Source organism: Melissospora conviva (assembly GCF_049523535.1).
Taxonomy (GTDB): Bacteria; Actinomycetota; Actinomycetes; order Mycobacteriales; family Micromonosporaceae; genus Melissospora; species Melissospora conviva.
Map to the genome: position 1 here is coordinate 22,906 of NZ_JBLLDT010000012.1, position 20,284 is coordinate 43,189.

Annotated in this window: 21 protein-coding genes, 1 tRNA gene and 1 pseudogene; 17 read left to right on the plus strand and 6 right to left on the minus strand. The window is 69.7% G+C overall.

Annotation, left to right across the window (positions count from 1 at the left end):
* Position 1 precedes the first annotated feature (1 nt).
* The 8 genes from ACK8GG_RS20455 (at position 2) to ACK8GG_RS20490 (ending at position 7,191) form a co-directional block, all read left to right on the plus strand.
* Complete coding sequence (locus tag ACK8GG_RS20455; protein WP_440352212.1) at positions 2-925, plus strand: ParA family protein; 924 nt, start codon at positions 2-4, stop codon at positions 923-925.
* 51 nt (positions 926-976) lie between these two features.
* On the plus strand, positions 977-1,894 hold the full coding sequence (locus ACK8GG_RS20460; RefSeq protein WP_440353295.1) for a segregation and condensation protein A: 918 nt from the start codon (positions 977-979) through the stop codon (positions 1,892-1,894).
* Positions 1,891-2,766 (plus strand): SMC-Scp complex subunit ScpB, encoded by an 876-nt coding sequence (scpB, locus tag ACK8GG_RS20465; RefSeq protein ID WP_440357016.1) that lies wholly within the window; start codon positions 1,891-1,893, stop codon positions 2,764-2,766. Before ACK8GG_RS20460 ends, scpB begins: the two co-directional genes overlap by 4 nt.
* Positions 2,756-3,517: a pseudouridine synthase gene (locus tag ACK8GG_RS20470; RefSeq protein ID WP_440357017.1), complete on the plus strand. Its 762-nt coding sequence runs from the start codon at positions 2,756-2,758 to the stop codon at positions 3,515-3,517. Before scpB ends, ACK8GG_RS20470 begins: the two co-directional genes overlap by 11 nt.
* Positions 3,518-3,664: 147 nt before the next feature.
* Positions 3,665-4,336 carry a (d)CMP kinase gene (gene cmk, locus ACK8GG_RS20475; protein WP_440357018.1) on the plus strand — a complete coding sequence of 224 codons (672 nt, stop codon included), beginning with the start codon at positions 3,665-3,667 and terminating at the stop codon, positions 4,334-4,336.
* Positions 4,333-5,733, plus strand: coding sequence for a ribosome biogenesis GTPase Der (der, locus tag ACK8GG_RS20480; RefSeq protein WP_440357019.1), 1,401 nt, complete (start codon positions 4,333-4,335; stop codon positions 5,731-5,733). Before cmk ends, der begins: the two co-directional genes overlap by 4 nt.
* 235 nt (positions 5,734-5,968) lie before the next feature.
* Positions 5,969-6,042 (plus strand) — tRNA-Pro (locus tag ACK8GG_RS20485).
* 216 nt (positions 6,043-6,258) lie between these two features.
* The gene (locus ACK8GG_RS20490) at positions 6,259-7,191 is read left to right on the plus strand and encodes a GNAT family N-acetyltransferase (protein ID WP_440357020.1); all 933 of its coding nucleotides are present in this window, start codon (positions 6,259-6,261) and stop codon (positions 7,189-7,191) included.
* A 245-nt stretch (positions 7,192-7,436) separates the two neighbouring features.
* On the opposite strand, the pseudogene ACK8GG_RS20495 reads toward ACK8GG_RS20490, so the two are convergent.
* Positions 7,437-7,707, minus strand: a pseudogene (locus tag ACK8GG_RS20495) (site-specific integrase); the annotation flags it as partial.
* Between the two features lie 89 nt (positions 7,708-7,796).
* Between ACK8GG_RS20495 and ACK8GG_RS20500 the strand changes: the two are divergent.
* Positions 7,797-8,606: an isocitrate lyase/PEP mutase family protein gene (locus ACK8GG_RS20500; RefSeq protein ID WP_440357021.1), complete on the plus strand. Its 810-nt coding sequence runs from the start codon at positions 7,797-7,799 to the stop codon at positions 8,604-8,606.
* 237 nt (positions 8,607-8,843) lie between these two features.
* Here ACK8GG_RS20500 and ACK8GG_RS20505 read toward each other — a convergent pair whose 3' ends face one another.
* Complete coding sequence (locus tag ACK8GG_RS20505; protein ID WP_440357022.1) at positions 8,844-9,182, minus strand: hypothetical protein; 339 nt, start codon at positions 9,180-9,182, stop codon at positions 8,844-8,846.
* A 51-nt stretch (positions 9,183-9,233) separates the two neighbouring features.
* On the opposite strand from ACK8GG_RS20505, the gene ACK8GG_RS20510 reads away from it, so the two are divergent.
* The 3 genes from ACK8GG_RS20510 to ACK8GG_RS20520 are packed head-to-tail and all read left to right on the plus strand — an operon-like array spanning position 9,234 to position 10,917.
* On the plus strand, positions 9,234-10,043 hold the full coding sequence (locus ACK8GG_RS20510; RefSeq protein WP_440353289.1) for a DUF5984 family protein: 810 nt from the start codon (positions 9,234-9,236) through the stop codon (positions 10,041-10,043).
* A complete protein-coding gene (locus ACK8GG_RS20515; RefSeq protein WP_440353288.1) occupies positions 10,040-10,582 on the plus strand; it encodes a CbrC family protein in 543 nt (180 codons plus the stop codon). Before ACK8GG_RS20510 ends, ACK8GG_RS20515 begins: the two co-directional genes overlap by 4 nt.
* Before the next feature lie 38 nt (positions 10,583-10,620).
* Complete coding sequence (locus ACK8GG_RS20520) at positions 10,621-10,917, plus strand: DUF3885 domain-containing protein (RefSeq protein WP_440357023.1); 297 nt, start codon at positions 10,621-10,623, stop codon at positions 10,915-10,917.
* A gap of 149 nt (positions 10,918-11,066) precedes the next feature.
* Here the strand turns inward: ACK8GG_RS20520 and ybiA are convergent, their stop codons facing one another.
* On the minus strand, positions 11,067-11,636 hold the full coding sequence (gene ybiA, locus ACK8GG_RS20525) for a riboflavin biosynthesis intermediates N-glycosidase (RefSeq protein ID WP_440357024.1): 570 nt from the start codon (positions 11,634-11,636) through the stop codon (positions 11,067-11,069).
* Between the two features lie 320 nt (positions 11,637-11,956).
* On the opposite strand from ybiA, the gene ACK8GG_RS20530 reads away from it, so the two are divergent.
* The gene (locus ACK8GG_RS20530; RefSeq protein ID WP_440352114.1) at positions 11,957-12,172 is read left to right on the plus strand and encodes a hypothetical protein; all 216 of its coding nucleotides are present in this window, start codon (positions 11,957-11,959) and stop codon (positions 12,170-12,172) included.
* Between the two features lie 10 nt (positions 12,173-12,182).
* Here the strand turns inward: ACK8GG_RS20530 and ACK8GG_RS20535 are convergent, their stop codons facing one another.
* Positions 12,183-12,974 carry an aminoglycoside adenylyltransferase domain-containing protein gene (locus ACK8GG_RS20535; protein ID WP_440353285.1) on the minus strand — a complete coding sequence of 264 codons (792 nt, stop codon included), beginning with the start codon at positions 12,972-12,974 and terminating at the stop codon, positions 12,183-12,185.
* Between the two features lie 219 nt (positions 12,975-13,193).
* Between ACK8GG_RS20535 and ACK8GG_RS20540 the strand changes: the two genes are divergently transcribed.
* Entirely contained in the window at positions 13,194-13,628 is a 435-nt protein-coding gene (locus ACK8GG_RS20540) for a phosphotransferase (protein WP_440357025.1), read from the plus strand.
* Positions 13,629-13,742: 114 nt separating this feature from the next.
* Here ACK8GG_RS20540 and ACK8GG_RS20545 read toward each other — a convergent pair whose 3' ends face one another.
* Positions 13,743-16,790, minus strand: a complete 3,048-nt coding sequence (locus ACK8GG_RS20545; RefSeq protein ID WP_440357026.1) for an alpha-mannosidase — start codon at positions 16,788-16,790, stop codon at positions 13,743-13,745.
* A gap of 332 nt (positions 16,791-17,122) precedes the next feature.
* Here ACK8GG_RS20545 and ACK8GG_RS20550 point away from each other — a divergent pair, with 332 nt between their 5' ends.
* Positions 17,123-18,238 (plus strand): glycoside hydrolase family 183 protein, encoded by a 1,116-nt coding sequence (locus ACK8GG_RS20550; RefSeq protein WP_440357027.1) that lies wholly within the window; start codon positions 17,123-17,125, stop codon positions 18,236-18,238.
* 209 nt (positions 18,239-18,447) lie between these two features.
* Here the strand turns inward: ACK8GG_RS20550 and ACK8GG_RS20555 are convergent, their stop codons facing one another.
* On the minus strand, positions 18,448-19,068 hold the full coding sequence (locus tag ACK8GG_RS20555) for a hypothetical protein (protein ID WP_440352119.1): 621 nt from the start codon (positions 19,066-19,068) through the stop codon (positions 18,448-18,450).
* Between the two features lie 141 nt (positions 19,069-19,209).
* Here ACK8GG_RS20555 and ACK8GG_RS20560 point away from each other — a divergent pair, with 141 nt between their 5' ends.
* Together ACK8GG_RS20560 and ACK8GG_RS20565 are read left to right on the plus strand one after the other, a co-directional pair.
* Positions 19,210-19,764, plus strand: a complete 555-nt coding sequence (locus ACK8GG_RS20560) for a hypothetical protein (RefSeq protein WP_440352120.1) — start codon at positions 19,210-19,212, stop codon at positions 19,762-19,764.
* Between the two features lie 27 nt (positions 19,765-19,791).
* Entirely contained in the window at positions 19,792-20,241 is a 450-nt protein-coding gene (locus ACK8GG_RS20565) for a hypothetical protein (protein ID WP_440357028.1), read from the plus strand.
* Positions 20,242-20,284 lie beyond the last annotated feature (43 nt).

Sequence of the window (20,284 nt, forward strand, 5' to 3'; positions counted from 1 at the left end):
CATGGCTGGCAACGATGACCGTGCCGAGGCGTGGACGTCAACGCTCCGGGAGCAGCAGGCGTCCCTGAACGCCGAGTTCGGGCCGGCGGATCCCGCCGCGTACACCATGCGCAAGCCCATCCCCGAACCGATGCCGACCGACCGGCACGGCCCGGCCCGCATCATCGCGATGGCCAACCAGAAGGGTGGCGTGGGGAAGACGACCACGACCATCAATCTCGGCGCCGCGCTCGCCGAGTACGGCCGCAAGGTGCTCCTGGTCGACTTCGACCCGCAGGGCGCCCTCTCCGTCGGGCTCGGCGTCAACCCGCACAACCTCGACCTGTCGGTCTACAACCTGCTGATGCAGGACGACATCACCGCCGAGGACGTCCTGATCAAGACCGATGTCGCCGGGCTGCACCTGCTGCCGGCGAACATCGACCTCTCCGCCGCCGAGATCCAGCTGGTCAACGAGGTCGCCCGCGAGATGGCGCTGGCCCGCGTGCTGCGCACCGTCCGCAAGGAGTACGACTTCATTCTGATCGACTGCCAGCCCTCGCTGGGGCTGCTGGCGATCAACGCGCTGACCGTGGCGCACGGCGTGCTGATCCCGCTGGAGTGCGAGTTCTTCAGCCTGCGCGGGGTGGCGCTGCTGCTGGACACCATCGACAAGGTCCGCGAGCGGCTCAACTTCGACCTGGAGCTCGAGGGCATCCTCGCCACCATGTACGACAGCCGCACGACCCACTGCCGGCAGGTGCTGCAGCGGGTCGTGGAGGCCTTCGGCGACAAGGTCTACCAGACGGTGATCACCAAGACCGTCAAGTTCCCCGAGTCGACCGTCGCCGGCGCCCCGATCACCACCATGGATCCCTCCTCCTCCGGTGCGCGCAACTACCGGCAGCTGGCGCGTGAGGTGATCGCCGCCGAGTCGGAGCGGTAGCCCGGCGGTGCGCCGACACCGCGTACCCGGGCGGTCGACTACGGTCGTCGGGTGACCACCGCCCCTGTCGACCCGCAACCGGCTCCCGCCGAGATCCCGGCACAGCCCGAGGCGGGAGCCGAGAGCGACCGGTCCGGTTTCACCGTCCGGCTGGCGAACTTCACCGGTCCCTTCGATCTGCTGCTGCAGCTCATCGGCAAGCACAAGCTCGACGTCACCGAGCTGGCGCTGCACCGGGTCACCGACGAGTTCATCGCCTACATCCGGGCGATGGGCGACGGCTGGGATCTGGACGAGGCGAGCGAGTTCCTGGTGATCGCCGCCACCCTGCTCGACCTCAAGGCCGCCCGGCTGCTGCCCGCCGCCGAGGTCGAGGACGAGGAGGACCTGGCGCTGTTGGAGGCCCGGGACCTGCTCTTCGCCCGGCTGCTGCAGTACAAGGCGTTCAAGGAGGCGGCCGCGCACATCGCCGCACTGGAGGCGGTCGGTTCGCGTCGCTGGCCGCGGGCGGTGACCCTGGAGCCCCGGTACGCCGAGGCGCTGCCGGACCTGGTGCTCGGCATCGGCGCGCAGCGGCTCGCCCAGCTCGCGATCAAGGCGATGACCCCGAAACCGGTCCCGACGGTCTCGATCGACCACGTGCACATGGTCCGGGTCAGCGTCCGCGAGCACGCCGGCATCCTGCGCGACCGGCTGCGCCGGGCCGGCACTGCCACCTTCACCCTGCTCTGCGCCGACTGCGAGTCGACCCTCGAGGTGGTCGCCCGCTTCCTGGCGCTGCTGGAGCTCTACCGCGAAGGGCTGATCGACTTCACCCAGGAACAGGCCCTCGACGAGCTGACCGTACGGTGGACCGGGCCCGCCGACGGCGGCGACGAGCTGCGGGTCGACGAGTACGCCGGCAGCCCGGAACCGGCCGCGGAGACGCCGCCGGAGACCGGCGCAACGAAGGAGGGAGCGCTGTCGTGAGCAGTGACGAACGCGGGAACTCCCTGGCCGACCAGGCCGCCGCCTGGGTGCCGCCCTGGGCCCGCCAGCCCGCCGAGCCTCAGTCCGCCGAGCCCCAGCCCGGGCCGGAAGAGCCCGACGAGCCGGCGCCGGCCGTGGCCGACGAGGTGCCGGAGCAGACTGCTGGCACCGAAACCGCGGGCGCGCCCGCGACCGCCCCCGACGAACCGGTACCGGCCGCAGTCGCGGCATCGGCCCCGGGGCCCGCGGACGTACCCGTGACCGGAAACCGGCGGCGGGTGCCGCGGCGGCCGGAACCGCGCCCCGCCGTTGACCTGCCGGCGCTGGACGACGACGCCGAGCTCGACGCCGCGCTGGAGGCGATCCTGCTGGTGGTCGACCAGCCGATCGGCGAGATGCTGCTGGCCCAGACTCTGGAGCAGCCCGTCGAGCGCATCGGCGCCGCGCTGGAGCGCCTCTCGGCCGGCTACACCGCGGCCGGGCACGGCTTCGACCTGCGCCGGGCCGCCGGCGGCTGGCGTTTCTACACCCGCGCCGAGTACGCCGGCTACGTCGAGCGCTACATCCTCGACGGGCAGACCGTACGCCTGACCCAGGCCGCGCTGGAGACACTCGCGGTGGTCGCCTACAAGCAGCCGGTCACCCGTTCGCGGCTCGCGGCGGTACGGGGTGTCAACTGCGACGGGGTGCTCCGTACCCTGGTAGTGCGCGGCCTGGTCGAAGAGTGCGGCACGGAACCGGACAGCGGTGCGTTCCTCTACCGGACCACCACGATGTTCCTGGAGAAGCTGGGCCTGAACACCCTGGCCGACCTGCCGCCCCTGGCCCCGTTCCTGCCGACCGACATAGAAGAGCTGACAGATGCCCCGTAACACCCGTACGACCCGCACTGAGAACCCCGACAACGTGCAGCGCCTGCAGAAGGTCCTCGCCGCCGCCGGAGTCGGCTCCCGCCGTGCCTGCGAGGACCTGATCTTCCGTGGCCGGGTGACGGTCGACGGCCGCCCGGCGCAGCTCGGCGACAAGGTCGACCCGGCCGCCGCGGTGATCCACGTCGACGGGGAGCGGCTGGTCGTCGACACCCGGCTGGTCTACCTGGCGATGAACAAGCCCCGCGGTGTCGTCTCGACGATGGCCGACGAGAAGGGCCGCACCGCGCTCGCCGACTTCCTCGACAGGGTCGATCAGCGGGTCTACCACGTCGGCCGGCTCGACGCCGACAGCGAGGGCCTGCTGCTGCTCACCAACGACGGCGACCTCGCCCACAAGCTGATGCACCCCTCGTACGCCGTGCAGAAGACCTACCTCTGCGAGGTGGCCGGCCCGCTGCCCCGTAACCTTGGCAAGCGGCTGCTGGGCGGAATCGAGTTGGAGGACGGGCCGGTCAAGCTCGACGCCTTCAAGGTCGTCGACACTCTCGGCCGCACCACGCAGGTCGAGGTGACCCTGCACGAGGGGCGCAAGCACATCGTGCGTCGGCTCTTCGACGAGGTCGGGCACCCGGTCTCGCGACTGGTGCGTACCTCGATCGGTCCGATCCGCCTGGGTGACCTGCGGACCGGGCGCACCCGCCGGCTGACCAACGCCGAGGTGGCGGCGCTCTTCAAGGTGGTTGGTGACTGAGCCGCCCCCGATGGGTAACTCTGCGCGGTGAGGCTGCTGTCGCCGGTGCCGCGCCGCTGTGGCGTGGGCCGGATGCGGCAGCAGGCCGCCGGAGCGTACGGGGCATGATTGACGGCGACAGGCGGCGAAGGAGGAACGGTGTCGGAGATGGCGCGTAGTGGTCGGTGTGTGGTGGCGGTCGACGGACCCTCGGGCTCGGGTAAGTCCACGGTCTCCCGGCGGCTCGCCGCGGAGCTGGGCGCCGGGTACCTGGACACCGGTGCGATGTACCGGGCGATCACGTGGGCGGTGCTGCGCAGCGGGGTGGAGCTCACCGACGCCGACGCGGTCGCCAAGGTCGCCGCCGACGTCGACCTGCGCATCGGCACCGACCCGCAGGGCTACCACGTGACCGCCGACGGCGTCACGGTCGACGCGGAGATCCGCGGCCCCGAGGTCACCGGCGCGGTCTCGGCGGTGTCGGCCGTGCCGACGGTGCGGACCATGCTGGTGGAGCACCAGCGGGCCATCATCGACCAGCTCGGCCGGATCGTGGTCGAGGGCCGCGACATCGCCGGTGTGGTCGCCCCCGACGCCGACCTGAAGGTCTTCCTCACCGCCTCCGCGGCGGCCCGCGCGGCCCGGCGCAGCGCCGAGATCGCCGCCGACGTCGCCGCCACCGCCGAGGACCTGGCCCGCCGGGACCGGCTGGACTCGACCCGCAAGGCCAGTCCGCTGCAGAAGGCGGCGGACGCGGTTGAACTGGATACCACCGAGCTGGGCATCGACGAGGTCGTCGCCCGGCTCCGCGAAATGCTGAACAGTAAAGGCGTGGCATGACGGATGATGGCTGGATCGAGCTGACCGAGAGCGACGAGGTCGCTGAGGAGACCGGACCTGTTCCGGTAGTCGCGGTGGTCGGCCGGCCCAACGTCGGCAAGTCGACCCTGGTCAACCGGATCATCGGGCGGCGTCAGGCCGTGGTCGAGGACAAGCCGGGGGTGACCCGGGACCGGGTGCCCTACGACGCGCAGTGGTCCGGCCGGCAATTCACGGTCGTCGACACCGGCGGTTGGGAGCCCGACGCGAAGGACCGGGCGGCGGCGATCGCCGCCCAGGCCGAGGGGGCGGTGCAGACCGCCGACGTGGTCCTCTTCGTCGTCGACGCGATGGTCGGCTCCACCGACGTGGACGAGGCCGCGGTGAAGATGCTGCGCCGCAGCGCCAAGCCGGTGATCCTGGTCGCCAACAAGGCCGACAACGCCAACATCGAGATGGACGCCACCTCGTCGCTCTGGTCCCTGGGGCTGGGGGAGCCGTACCCGATCTCGGCGCTGCACGGACGCGGCGCCGGTGACCTGCTCGACCTGATCCTGCGGGCGCTGCCCGACGCCCCGCCGATCATCGAGAACCGCCCGCGCGGCCCCCGCCGGGTGGCGCTGGTCGGCCGCCCGAACGTCGGCAAGTCGAGTCTGCTCAACCGGCTCGCCCGCGAGGAGCGCGCGGTCGTCGACTCGGTCGCCGGCACCACCGTCGACCCGGTCGACAGCCTGGTGCAGATCGGCGGCGAGACCTGGCAGTTCGTCGACACCGCCGGCCTGCGCAAGCGGGTCGCCCGGGCCAGCGGCACCGAGTACTTCGCCAGCCTGCGGACCGCCGGCGCCATCGAGGCCGCCGAGGTGGCCGTGGTGCTGCTCGACGCCAGCGAGCCGATCAGCGAGCAGGACCAGCGGGTCCTCTCGATGGTCGTCGAGTCCGGCCGGGCCCTGGTGATCGCCTTCAACAAGTGGGACCTGGTCGACGAGGACCGGCGCTACTACCTCAAGAAGGAGATCGAACGGGAGCTGCGCCGCATCCCCTGGTCGATCCAGCTGAACCTCTCGGCCCGCACCGGCCGGGCGGTGGAGAAGCTCGCCCCGGCGCTGCGCAAGGCCCTGGCGAGCTGGGAGACCCGCGTCCCCACCGGCCAGCTCAACCAGTGGCTCACCGAGCTGGTCCAGGCCACCCCGCACCCGGTACGCGGTGGACGCGCTCCGCGCATCCTCTTCGCCACCCAGGCGGGTGTCGCGCCGCCGCGCTTCGTGCTCTTCACCACCGGTCCACTCGACCCCGGCTACCAGCGGTTCGTCGAGCGCAAGCTCCGCGAGACGTTCGGCTTCGAGGGCAGCCCGGTGGAGATCTCCGTACGCGCTCGCAAGAAGCTGGGCCCTGGCGGCCGCGGCAAGGCGCACGGCTAGTTCTTCGTACGTCCCTGATGCCGGGTGGAAGCTTGTCTTCCACCTGGCATCACCTTTTAACCCACCCTCCTAGGATGCTTTAGAGGGAGTGGCGGCGCTCGCACGCGGCACCGCCCGCGAGGGTGGCCTTCCGAGGCGTCGGAGAGGGCCGGCGATCGGGGTGGGGCGTGTGCGCACTGTTCGGGGCACTGCGCTACGCTGTACCGGCTGCCGCAGGGGAGTTCCACTGCGGCAACGGGACGTGGCGCAGCTTGGTAGCGCACTTGACTGGGGGTCAAGGGGTCGTCGGTTCGAATCCGGCCGTCCCGACAGGATGTAACCGCAGGTCAGAAGGCTGATTCGAGTAATCGGGTCGGCCTTCTTGGGTTCTTGGGGACCACGCGGGTCAAGTGGGCCGTCTGTAGCGCTCCTTCACCGTTGGTCAAGCCAGGTGGCTAGCCCTTGCCCTGCCTGATGGTGCTCTTCGCGTCGTCAAGGCAGCCTCGGCTCCTACGAACATGGTGGGAGCTTCGCTAGCCTCTGCAGGTGATCTCCTACCGCGCTACCGCCCCCACGGACATCGACTGCGTGACCTCGTGGATCGTGACCGAGCCTGTGGGGTGGATCCCCGCCGACCGTTACCTGGCCGAACTGGCCGAGGGCATGTACCGGCCGGAGTGGACATGGATCGCCGAGCACGACGGCCGGGTCGTGGGACGGGCGTTGTGGTGGGGGGCGAAGGCCAGCCTGCATCCGGTCGCGCTCGATTGCCTCGACGTCGATCCTGCCGTGGGCGACCGTGCCGCCGTCGCCGCCGAGCTGATCGGGGCCGCGCTGGCCGGGTTCCCGGAGCCGGTGCAGTACGAGATCAAGGTCACCGGTGGCTGGCGTGACGATCCGGCCACCTTGGCGGCCGTGGAGTGGCGGCGGGCGGCGGCGCACGCGGCGGGCCTCACCCGCGAGGTGGAGCGGCTGCAGTTCGAATGGGCACCCGCCGACGGGGTGCCCCCCGCGGCCGGCAGGCTGCGGTTCACCGAGGCCTCCGACGAGGAGTTCCTCGCGGTGTTCAGGAGAATCGCCGAGGGCAGCCTGGATGCCCAGACCCGTGCGAACCTGGCCGCCAGGGGCGTGGACGCGACCGCGCGTGAGGAGATGGACTTCTATCTCGGGGCGCCGGGCAAGCGGGAGTGGTGGCGGATCGCCTCCACGCGCGAGGGCGAGGTGGCGGGCATGGCGATTCCCTCCGCCACGCCGTACAACGTGAACGTCGGCTATCTCGGGGTGGTGCCGGAGTTCCGCGGACGCGGCTACGTCGACGAGGTGCTCGCCGAGATCACCCGCCTTCACGCGGCGAACGGGGAGTCGCGCATCACCGCCACCACCGACCTGGGCAACGCGCCTATGGCGGCCGCTTTCGGTCGCGCCGGATACCGCAACACGGAGATCCGGATCAACCTTTCCAACGACATCCAGCCCTAGACGAGTAAAGGCCGGCACCCTGGGACCAGGTGGGGACCACACGTCGTACGCGATGGCGGTCGGCATGCCGTCGACCTCACGGCCTGACGTTGCGGATAGCGTGTGTGACGTGCGTGGACGTGTGGCAGATCGTCCTGGGGGTAGAGGGGTCGTCGGTTCGAATCCGGCCGTCCCGGCACAGCTCAGAGGGCACATCCGATCGACGGACGTGCCCTCTTGTCGTAGCTGGGTGTCCAACTGGGTGACTATCCCTCAGCGCCGAAGATCCGGTCCATGGTGACGGCACCGCCCAGAAACACCGGCCGGAGTTGGTGCAGGTAGACGCTCTCGGTGACAGTCGTGCCAAAGTGCCCGCAGAGGTCGGCAATCTGCTCGATGCTCATCCCGCTGTCCGTTGTGTCGATCAAGGGCGGTGTCGACGGTGGAGCTGAAGACCAGACGGGCAGGGGTTGGCCGGCACTGGCGCGGCCCGCTCCCCAAGGGGGCGCGGGTCGAGGGCGTACGTGATGGCAAGGAATCAAGGCTAGGGGCAGCGGCGTGACACCGTGACGGCGTGGTCTGATACCCGCCAGACCGGTTGCCCGATTGGCGGTTTACTTAGGTCCATGACCAACTCGCACCACGAACAAGCCCTGCACTTCCGCTCCCTGCACCGCCCCGGTCAACCGCTGGTGCTGCCCAACGCCTGGGACGCCGCGAGCGCGCGGCTGATCGAGGAGGCCGGAGCAGCCGCCATCGCAACTACCAGCGCCGGGGTGGCCTGGAGCATAGGCGCGGGCGATGGCGAGGCGGTGGGCCGTGACCGCGCACTCGACCTGATCGCCCGCGTAGCGTCCACGGTCAGCGTGCCGGTCAGCGCCGATATCGAAGGCGGGTACGCGGAGGACCCCGACGGGATCGCCGAGACGATCCGTGGGGTGCTCGACGCCGGAGCGGTAGGTGTCAACCTGGAAGACGGTCCGCGACCGGCCGCCGAACATGTCGAACGGATTGCGGCTGCGCGGAAGGCCGCCGGTTCGGCGCTGTTCATCAACGCCCGGATCGACACCTACCTGATGTCCCTCGGAGATCCCGCCACCCGACTGCGGGACACGCTTGACCGGGCGGCGGCCTACATCGCCGCCGGCGCGGACGGCATCTTCGTGCCCGGCGTGGCCGACGCCGAAACCATAGCGGCGCTCGCCGCCGAGCTCGCGGTGCCGTTGAACGTCATGGCCGGGCCGGGCTCACCCTCGATCAGTGAGCTTGCCGGCCTGGGCGTCACGAGGGTCAGCCTCGGCCCGGCGATCGCCCTGGCCGCCTACGCGGCGGCGCGGCGCGCCGCCCGCGAGTTGCTGGCCGCTGGGACCTACCAGGCCCTCGACGGCTCACTGGGCTTCGCCGAGACCGATGCGCTGATGGCTGCGCAGGCCTGACGGGTGACGAACTGAGTGCAGCAGCGAAGTACCGCAACCAACCAGATCAGACGGGACCACGCTGACCACCATCAGACCGTGGACCAGCGGTCCAAGCCGAACCAGGCCGCGTTGCCGATCTCTGGGGGTCAAGGGGTCGTCGGTTCGAATCCGGCCGTCCCGACACAGATCAGAGGGCATATCTGATCGGCGGATATGCCCTCTTGCCGTAGTTGGGTGACTGCTCGGTGCCGAAGATCAGGGCCCGGCGGGCAAGGGGAGGTCCACGCGTCGTCCCATTCCGAACTCCTCCGCTTCGTCGTCGGTGACCATCGCGAAGGCCCCGGCGGGCACCCGGTCAAGAGCCGCCACCCGGGAGGCGACAGCGAGCATGGCCTCCTCGCAAACGCCGGTCACAAAGAAGACGTAGACGTCTCCGTACTCTTCACCGTTGTCGTACTCCTGGACGTCGCCCTGTTCGTCCAGGTCGGCGAGGAAGTCTTGGACGTCGTCGATCCATGGGAAGGCGTACTCATCCTCTGCGATTCCTGAAGCAGCCACGAGCGGGACATGAATCTCAACAATGGTGTTTGGCACGGAGCCATCTTCGTCCAAGTCGGCGGAGACGTTGAGGGATACTCTGCCGTAGTGATCAAGTTCCGGTTCGAGCTGTATCCGCTGGACGAGGTGTCGCCGTGGGGCGGTGACCGGCCAGGGCTCCACTGGTTTGGACTCACCGAGGGCTGGTACTGGATCGAAGCAAGCGGGCAGGAACTGCTGCGCCGCACCCGGCAAGTCGACCCGCATCCCTACATCGACTACTACCTGGCCCGGTTCTGGGAAGACCTCATCGCGCTCACACCCGAGGTGCTGGAGCCGGTGCCCGATGATCTGCAGCCGTTCATCGCCTCCGAGGATGCGCAGTGGTTGATCGACCCACTCGAGTTCGTGCAGGAACCGGATGAGCAATGGCCCGACGGCGGGAGCGCGGACGTGCCCGACCATCCGGTCGTTACAGCCGCGATCTGGCACAGCGAGCACCGCCTGGACTTCGGCTACCTACGCAACCCGCCCAAGCTCCGACTCTGGCGTACCACCCGCGGCGATCGCGACGAGATCACGATGAATTGGCGACACGAGGACGACGGCGAGATCGGCTTCACCGCCGACTCGACGGTCCGGCTCAGCGTTCCGACCACCGCATACCTTGAAGCCGTACATGTCCTGGACCGTGAGCTGATGGACGCCATGGGGAAGCGGGTCCAGGATCTGGAACGGCGCGGTGGGCTACCTGGCGTGGACCTCGACCTCGTCCATCTGCGGCAGGAACACGAAGACCGGCGGCATTGGCTCGCCAAGAACCTTGACCGCTCTCCGAAGACCGACTGGAACGTCGTCCGCCAAGGTGCCCGCCTGCTCCTCGGTGACGTTCAAGCGGATCTGAGAGGAATCAGATGACACCGTCATTTCGCTACCACCCCGATCCGGTTGCGACGGGATCGGCCATCCCCACGGCCGAGGGGTGTGTGCTGTGCGGGGTTGAGCGCGGCTCGCGGTACGCCGGGCCGATCTACGGCCGTCAGGTCGATGTTCTGTGCCTGTCCTGTATTGCCTCGGGTGCAGCGGCGCGGGCACTGACGGGCGTTGCTGATTACCCGTGTACGTTCACGGACGCGACCGACGTGCCGCCGGACGTACCGTTCGTGGTCGTGGAGGAAATCACGCAACGCACGCCGGGGTTCGTGTCCTGGCAGCAGCCAGGCTGGCTGTATCACTGCGGCGACGGAGCCGCGTTTCTCGGTGCCGCCGGCTACGAGCAGTTGCGCGCCCACCCTGACGCGCTGACGATGATCCGGGAGGATCTGCACCAGCTCGGGTGGTCGGCGGAGCAGGCCGACTCGATGCTGCGGCGGATGGACCGCGGCGGTGAGCCGACGGCGTACCTGTTTCGGTGCCTGCACTGCGGCGTGCACCTGGCCTCCTGGGATATCGGATAACCGGCGGGGAGCCTTTCCGGTCACCGGAAACCGTCGCGGTGCACCCGAAGGCCGGGTACTGGACGAGCGTCTGCATGAATGACGAACCGGGCTTGGAGAGCTGGATGCACCTGTATGTGAGCCGGATGGCGTGGTCACCCGGCTCTCTCGATGCGCTTTTGCGGAAGGTCGCCGACGACGTGATTGCCAACGTGCTCATCGCCGACCTCGGGTTGCGGTGGCTGTATCACCCGTATGACGGCGGCATGGACGTGCTCATGTCCTCCAACGCTGAGCGGGACGCGTTGCGGGAGCGGCACCGCTACTGGCTGTCCACACACCCGGCCGGGTGGTAAGCGCCTTGTATGGCGCGAGGTGTGGCGGTGTCACGCTGCCGGTCAGGCGCTTTGTCACCGCCATCTGACGAGGTAGATGCCTTGCCCGGGCAGATGACGCGGAACTGCTCGGCGCCCGAGGCGGCTCTGATGTACGCGGATTCCGAGCTTCATCCGGTGGCGAGCTGCGCGCGGGCGTGCATCAGGGCGAACCCGAGGAGGTTACGGCCGCGCCATCGGGCGGGATCGTGTGCGCGTGGGTCCGTGGCGGTCAGGCCGATGCCCCAGACCCGGTCCACCGGACTGGCCTCCACCAGTACCCGCTCGCCGGTGCGGGACAGGTACTGCCCGAGGTCCGGGTGCTGGCCGAACTTGGCCACGTTGCCCGCGCCCACCAGGTCGAAGGCGTGCGCATCCCAGACGGCCTGGTCGAAGCCGCGGACCTTGCGCCCCAGCGCTTTGACCGCACCCGGATGCCCCGTGGTGAGCATCTGCTCGGCAATCGCTTCATCGCCGAAGAGACGGGCCTTGCCGACCATCATGTAGTGCTCGGCCGTGGCGTACCGGATGCCCTCGACGACGAACGGGGCCGGCCACCACTGGCTCAGGCAACCCGCTCCGATGCTGCCGTCGGGATGGGCCTGGTGACCCCAGAAGAACAGGTACTTGACCCGCCGGCCCTTAGCGGCGAGTGCGCGCAGTTCGGGCAGGTCGCGGGGCGGAGAGGCGAGGTCGGGCATGTTCGGCAGGGTGGCAGAACCATTTGGGCACGCGCCACAGGTTTCTCAGTGAGTAGGGCCGTGGCCCTGGCCGTGGATCGTGGCATCTCCAAGTGCCGGGTCCTGCTGTCCGAGTCGTGTGCCGCCGGCGGACCAGCGCGAACAGCGCGTTGCTGGCGGTGGACGTCCCTGCGTGTGCCCACCTTTCGCGGGCTGGAGACCGTTGATCCGACAGGCTCGGCGTTGCGATACCGTCAGGGTGCCCACACCGGCGTCGAGTACTTCGCGTCCGTCGGCTGTCGATGGCCGACAGGGCGCCCCACGAATCCAGGGAGATACCGATGCCGGAGCCTGAGCTCGTCCAGGACGACCACGTGGCGGATGCCGACGCCTCGACCACGGGTGAGACCGACCAGCCTGCCGTTCAGGAGAATCGGGCTGCCCGACGCGCGAAGGGCAAGGCCACCTCGCCCCAGCCGTTTGGCAAGGGTCAGCATTTCGGCGGCCGGGGCTCGGTCCAGAGCCCGCGCCAGTACGGTACCCGCCGAAGCGGCTGATTGCCGCCAGTCATCGGGCGGTGTTGGCCCGGGTGGCGCGTTCCGACGCCAGGATGCCGGCGCTGAGTTCGTTCACGAAGGCCCGGACGTCGTTGGCGTTGCCGTGGTCGGTGTCCTGACCGGCGTCGTACCACCAGTCGCGTGCCCAGATGATGAGGTGCGCCCATTGCGGGTGGGCGGTGATGGTCTCGTCGGCGGCCTGGCGTTTGGACAGTTGCCGGCCGTACTGAAGGCGTTGGAAGGCTCGGCAGAGGGTGAGCACGGCGTAGGACTGGGCTCCGGGGTTGGTCATGTCGGTTACCCAGGTCGGCCAGTCGCGGACGTGGTCGAGCAGGGCCGAGCGGACGAGCTCGGGGTCAACGGCGGGTAGCAGTGCGTCGGCTTGAGGGCCCAGGAGGCTGCGGCCGTGGTCGCGGACGGCGGACCAGGTCACGACGCGGTGGGTGGTGGCGGGCAGCAGGTGCAGCAGTTCGCCGGGGCTGACCCGGGCGATGACCCGGTCCCGGCCGGTGCCACCGTTCGCCGCCTGGCGCACGGTGGCCAGCGAAACGTATTCCACCTCGATCCTGCCGGCCCACTGCGGGTGCCGCCGGTCGAGGTCGGCGTGCAGTCCGGCAAGCAGTTCGAGGAGGTTCTCGTCCGGGTCGTCGTCGAGTACCGCGAGCAGATCAAGGTCGCTGCGGTCCGCAGCGAAGTCGCCGGCTACCAGCGAGCCGTGCAGGTACAGGCCGAGAAGCCTGCCGGCCAGCGCAGAACTCCACGCGTCACGAAGATCGGATAGAACCATCTGGGGTGGCGTCATCCGGTCATCCTGCGCTGCCGCCCTCCGGCCCCGCCAGCGAGTAAACGGGAGAGCGGGCCGGAAGCTTCACTTACGAGTGGGCGCCTCCTGCCGCGGGTTACCCCGTGATGGTCGAGTTCCTGGCGGCTTCTGCGGGACCACCACGTCCCGACCGGTCCTGAGACGGCGTGGATCGAATTCGATTGACGGGGTGTTCGAGCGGGTCTTACGGTCGCGCCGATGCGTCCTGGAGAGATCGTTGTCGCTGTCGAGCAGGTACGTGCGCTGATCGAGGAGCAGTTTCCCGAATGGTCGGATCTGCCGGTCGTCGCGCTGCCGTTGAGCGGTACCGACAACGCGTTGTTCCGGCTGGGTGATCGTCTGACGGTACGGCTGCCGCGGGCGCCGTGGGCGGTCGATCAGGTGGCGACCGATGCGTCCTGGCTGCCGCGGCTGGCGCCGCATCTGCCCGTGCCGGTTCCGGCGCCGGTCGCGGTGGGCCGACCCGGCGGTGGAGCTGCGCCCGGCCTGGACCCTCTTCGACGCCCGTGCGCGGGCCGCCTACCGGGAGGCGCTCGGGTTCGACGAGGCGACCTGGGTACGCGGATGGGGCTGGGTGCTGTCGGTCTCGCTCTTCTGGCTGGCGGACCTGTGGGACTCGATCAGCCCCGATGATCGCGAGGAGACGATCCGCTACATCGGCCACGTCGTGCGCCACCGCCACGACTGATCGTGCGTCAGCGGGGATGAGCCCGTTGCCGGTTGACCCGCCGATCGGTGAGTGCCCGATCAGTGCTGCGCGGGGGTGAGCCGCAGGGTGACGACCTGGAACGGTCCCAGGGTGAGGTGCACCGCGTTGCCCTCGACGGAGACCCGGGCGAGCGCGCCGATTTCGGGGTTGTCCCGCTCGAGCAGGTCACAGACCCGCGCCTGCGCAAAGTCGAACGACGCGGTCAGCCGGGTACGGGCGCGGCCGCCGAGCGCCTCGTAGAGCCGGATGACGACGTCGCCGGACCGGTCGTCGGCGAGTTTCACGGCCTCCACCACCACGGCGGGGTTGGTGACCTCGATCAGCGGTGCGGCCGGTCGTCCGCCCCGGTGCCGGCGGATCGGCAGGTTCGCCCGGTAGCCCTCGCGTACCGCGTCGGCGATCTCCGCGCCGCAGACCAGCGCGTACCCGAACTCGTGCGAGCCCTGGTCGGTGTTCGGGTCGGGGTAGCGGGGACCGCGCAGCAGGGAGAGCCGTACCGTGGTCGGCTGCGCCCCCAGCACGTCGCCGGGCGGCTGGCGGGTCACGTCGTGGCCGTACGTGCCGTCGTTGACCAGCGCCACGCCGTACCCGGGCTCCCCGATGTGCAGCCACCGGTGGGCGCAGATCTCGAACCTCGCCGCGTCCCAGGATGTGTTGGTGTGGGTGGGGCGCCGCACGTGGCCGAACTGGATCTCCGAGCTGGACTCCGCGGCGTGGACGTCGATGGGGAAGGCGACCTTGAGCAGGGTTTCCTGTTCGTGCCAGTCCACCTCGGTGGTGAACCGCAGCACGCGCTCGCCGGCCGTCAGCGACACGGTCTGGACGTACGCGGAGTTCCGGTCGTCGCGGTGCACCCGGACCCGGGCCTGCCGGGGGTCGTCCGCCTCGACCACGATCTTGGTGACCTCGGTCAGGTCACGGCACCGGTGGCGATGAAATTCGTCGATGTCCCACGCGTCGAACCTGTTGGGCCGGTCCGGGTGCAGTTGCAGGACGTTGGCCGCGGTCCCGGGCCGGAGCACGTCGCGGTCGGCGACCAGGTCGCGGATCGCCGACACCGTCCCGTCGGGGCCGAGGTGCACCCGGAGCAGGCCGTTGTCCAGCACGGTGCTGTCCGGTCCGGACCGCACCGACACGTCCGCAGCGTTCGCGGCGTCGCCGCCGTGGCCTGCGGAGACCCCGAGCGCCGGTACGCCGTCCCGCGCGTGCGGCGCGGCGTTCGCGGTCAAGGGAACCGACCCGGGGCCGGTCAGCGCGGTCAGCGCCGCCTCGATCACCGCTTCCAGCCGTTCCGCCAGCTTCGCGTACGTCTGCCGTGCCTCGCGGTGCACCCAGGCGATCGAGCTGCCGGGCAGGATGTCGTGGAACTGCAGCAGCAGCGTCTCCTGCCAGATGGCGTCGAGTTCGGCGTACGGGTACGGGTGCCCGGCCTGCAGCGCCGCGGCGGTTGACCAGAGTTCGGCCTCCCGCAGCAGGTGCTCGGTGCGCCGGTTGCCGCGTTTCATCGCCGACTGGCTGGTGTAGGTGCCGCGGTGGTATTCGAGGTACATCTCGCCGCTCCACACCGGGGCGTCCGGGTATTCCCGCTCGGCCTCGGCGAAGAACTCCGCGGGGGTGTCGATGGCGACCCGGGGCGAGCCTTCGAGGTCGGCCACCCGCCGGGCCGTTTCGAGCATTTCCCTGGTCGGGCCGCCTCCGCCGTCCCCGTAGCCGAACGGCAGCAGCGACACGGTGGAGCGCCCGTGTTCGGCGAAGTTGCCCACCCCGTACGCCAGGTCCTTCCCGGACAGCTCCGAGCTGTACGTGTCGGCGGGCGGGAAGTGGGTGAAGACCCGGCTTCCGTCGATGCCCTCCCACCAGAAGGTGTGGTGCGGGAAGCGGTTGGTCTGGTTCCACGACATCTTCTGGCTGAGGAACCAGCGGAACCCGGCCAGCCGGGCGAGCTGCGGCAGCGCCGCCGAGTAGCCGAACGAGTCCGGCAGCCAGACCTCCCGGGGCTCGACGCCGAACTCGGCGGCGAAGAACCGTTTGCCCTGGGTGAACTGGCGCACCATCGCCTCGCCGCCCGGCATGTTGGTGTCGGACTCCACCCACATGCCGCCGACCGGGAGGAACTGGCCGGTGGCCACCTTCTCCGCCACGCGGCGGAACACCGTCGGATGGTGCTGTCGCAGCCACGCGTACTGCTGGGCGGAGGAGCAGGCGAAAACCAGTTCCGGATAGTCGTCGGCGAGCGCCACGACGTTGGAGAAGGTCCGGGAACACTTGCGGATGGTCTCGCGTACCGGCCAGAGCCAGGCCGAGTCGATGTGGGCGTGCCCGACGGCGGTGATCCGGTGAGCGCTCGGCACGGCGGGGGAGGCCAGCACGCCGGACAGGCAGGCGCGGGCGGCCGCAGCCCCGCCGCAGACATCGGCGGCGACGTCGAGCTCGTCGAGCATCAGCTCGAGGGCCCGGCGGATCTCGTGGCGACGGGGGTCGGTCTCGGCCAGCTGCAGCGCCAGCTGGTGCAGCACCTGTACGTCCAGGACGAGCGCCTGCACCTGCTCGTCCAGCACCGCGAGTTCCGCCCGGTCCAGCCGGTAGAGCGGGCGGTCGGGGATCGTCGCGGGATCGCCGAACGGGGAGACGCTGCCGTCGAAGCGGGGGTTGGCGGCCCCCTCGACATACACCTCGACCCGCTCGCCGCCGGCGGCGGGCCGGGCGATCGGCACGTACGCCGTCCGCGGCTCGATGCCCTTGATCGGGGTGCCGTCGGCGGTGTACGCCAGGCCCTCGGACCGGAATCCCGGCCCGGCCCCCTCGAAGCCGAGGTCGACGAGGAGCTCGACCCGGGCGCCGCGCATCCGTGCCGGTACCTCGCCGGTGAACCGGAACCACGTGGTGCTCCAGGCGCGCCCCCACGGCTGACCCACCGCGAAGGGCTCGTACGTCATCGCCAGCGCTTCGCCGGCCGGCACCGGCTCGCCGGGCAGGTGCGCCGCTTCGACACGTACGGGTTCGGTGTCCCGGTACAGCGCCGGGATGAGCCGTTCGTGGAGAGCGCGTTCGATCCGCTCGGTCAGGTGGGACAGGGACCGGTGCATCCGAACTCCGGGGGGTGGTGCGGGACTGCATGGGGTCGGGGATTGCCACCCTACCCGCTGATTACGCTTCGTGACCATGCCGGTGCGCTCAGGTGTGGATGCATCGCCGCGATGCCGGCCAATCCCGGTGACCTTTCCAGCTCCGTATCTGGTGTCGACCCCATTGGGCGAATCCCAGCGGGTGGTTCCCGGCAGGGGTGAGCGTGGCCCCCGCGTTGCCCCTCGGTACTTGACCCGTCACATCGATGGATGTAGTTTTCCTTCTGGTTGAGAAATCGATTTCTGCTGCTGGAACTCTCGAGATTCCCCTCCATCCGCGACGAAGGACGGTCATGATGATCACTCGCCGCTCACTTCTGGGCACGATGGCCGCCGCCGGCGTGGCCGCGGTCGGCGCGCCGATCCTGGCCCCCGGTACGGCTCACGCCGCCACCTGGCGCAAACGCCTCACCGGCGCCGACCTCGACACCAACCACCGGTGGCGGGTCGCGGGCACGGACCTCGGTATCCCGTACGTACTGGAGAACGGCTCCATCGGCTACCTCTTCGGTGACACCTTCGACACCCCGTGGCCGGAAGGGCCGCCGCTGCCCAACGACTGGCGTTCACCGGTGATGCTGCGATCGGCCGTACACCCCGGCGCCGCCGGTGGAATCGTCTTCGACAGCGCTGCCCGCGTCGCCGGCAACGGTCGCGCCCCGGAGTTGATGCACAACGGCCACAACGGGATCGGCATCGACGGACTCTGGGAGGTGACGGTCATCCCGAACGACGGCATCAGCTTCCCGGAGACCGGCCGCCAGCTCGTGTCGTACATGAGCATCGAGAACTGGAACTCCGCCGGCCCGATCGGGCCGCACTGGCGGTCGCGCTACGCCGGGCTGGCCTACAGCGACAACGGCAACGACTTCATCCGTACGCCGCTGAAGTGGTGGAACGACGGCCCCAACACCGACCCGTTCCAGATGTGGACGATGCAGCGCGACGGGGACTGGGTGTACGTCTTCTCGGTGCGCTCCGGCCGCCAGTTCGGGCCGATGATGCTGCGCCGGGTCCGCTGGGACCGCATGTTCTTCCCCGAGTCGTACGAGGGGTGGGGCCACAACGGCAGCAACTGGGGTTGGGGCCGTCCGTGTACGCCCATCATGAACGGTATCTTCGGCGAACCGTCGGTGCGGCGGCTGGCCGACGGCACCTGGGTGATGGCCTACCTCAATGGGCTCACCGGTTGCATCGTCACCCGCACGGCGTCCGGGCCGGACCATGCCTGGACGGGGGAAAAGATCCAGGTCACCTCCTTGCAGGAGCCCGCACTATACGGTGGCTTCATCCACCCGTGGTCCAGCCGGCGGCCCAACGACCTGCACCTGATGGTCTCGAAGTGGACCAAGACGCCGGACAACCGCAGCACCGCCTACCACGTCAGCCAGTTCGCCGGCACCGTGTGAGCGGTGCTGTGGGGGATTGCTGCTCGCGCAGCGGTCCTGCCTCCGGTGGTGGCGCGCGACGGAGGAGCCGCCGACCCTGCCGCTGCGTGACGGAGGAGCCGCCGACCCTGCCGCTGCGTGACGGAGGAGGCGCCGGACTGTCGCTGCGCGAGGTGGCCGCCTGCCACCTCGCGCAGCGGCGGGGCTGTCGGACGGCGCTACCGGGTGCGCTAGCTGCCGTCCGCCGGGTCGTCGACGTAGGGCGGCGACACCTCACTGTTCCAGGAACGTTGCACGTGACCACCGGTGAGGTCCTGGAGGTGCAGAGTCACCTCGATCATGGTGTTGATCTCGTCGAGCGCCTCGTTGAGATCGTCGAAGGTGACCTCGAACCGGCGGTCGTAGGCGGCCATCGCGGGGATGCTGTGGTCCTCGGCGACCTCGGCGGCCTCAGCGACAATCCGCGGCCCCGCGGCGGAGGTCACCTCCATCCGGGGGCCATCGCCCCATTGCACGGTGAATCGGTCGCTCTCCTCGGCCACCATCATCCACTTCTTCAGACGCTCGGCGGCGTCGGCAAGGGTGGCGGGTCCGCTGAAGTAAACCCGAAAACCGTCGCGCGGCCAGATGTACGCCGAAGCGGGACCGTCCTCGACAAGCACGTCGACCGCGGCGTCGAATGTCGCCTCGGCTTCGGCCAGCGGCACACCAAATTGCGGAACGTAGGCGACGAGACCCGCGTCCCACACCTGCGGATCGGGCGGCCCACCCGAATCTCTCCGTTCGCCGTGTGTCGCCTCCAGCCACGACTCTCCCACGGACTCGGGTAGCAGGATCAGATAGAAGATCATGCCCGTCAGGCTCGGGCCTGTGAATGCAGCTGTGGGGGCCGCTGCCGCATCGGCACTCGCAGTTTCAGGTCAGTCCGTATCGACCAATCTGCCCTTCGCCCCGCACCGGCCGGCCTGGTCGGCGTCGGCGATGATGCGGTCATGGCCGATACCACGTGGATTCCGTTCGCCAGCACGGCGCTGGGCGCCGTTATCGCCTTCGGTGGCACCGTTCTGGCCGGAGTGCGCAATGACCGCAGCCAGCGTCGCCGGGACCGGGAGTCGGACCGCCTCAGGACGTACATCGACTTCGCCGTGGCACTCGATGAAGCTCACGCAGCTCTGCGCGAGGTCGCCCGCACCCCACCCGACGAGCCCGGGCGGAGCGCCGCGGCGTCCTCCGCGGTTCAAGCGAGCGGGATGTACAGCGTGCGCGAACGGCTGCTCATGTCGGCGAGCCCGGCTTTGGTCACGGCCGGAGAGGCTGCCTTCGACCGGCTGATCGGCGTCCGCAACGCAGTCCGGTCCGGCGTCGTGCTCTCCGCCCGCGAATACCACGACGCTTACCACCCGTTCGCCGAAGCACTGTGGATGTTCCGGGTCGCCGCCAGGGTCGAAGTCGGGCAGAACCGTCTTGCTCCGAACCATCTCGACCGCGAGTCATGGTCCGAGCGGGAGCGGTGCGCGCGCTGCGGTCAGGTCGGAGATCTCGTCTGAACGGGAACCCGGCCATAGGATCGGGCGATGATCTCCGAGTCGTCGCATCCGGTGCCCTGGCCGACGGCCCGGAGGCCACTGCGTCGACCGCGCAGCATCGTTGCGAGCACCGTGCTGCTGGCGCTCTGGTGGGCGTACACGCTCGCCGTTGACGTGGCGCTGCTCGCCGAGGTCGGCGGCGCGGGGAACTGGCTCGCACTGGCCGTCTGCACGGTGGCGGTGGGTGCCGTGCTCCGCGGGCTCTGGTACGGCGGGTCGTTCGCCTGGCGGGTGATGCACTGGTTCGCTGCGCCGGTCGCGGCCGCGTTCCTGATCGGGATCGGCGGTCTGCTGTTCTTCGGGCCGCTTCTCGAGGTGCTGCGCTCGGATGAGACCGGCCTGGCCGTCGCCGCTGCCATGACGTGCAGTCTGTCTGCTCTGCTGGCCAGCGGCCTGCTGGTCCGCACCCGGCCGGCCCGGGCCTGGTGCGGTCGCTGACTCCTGCCCCGGGTTGAACGTCCGGCCGGCGTCACCGCGCCCC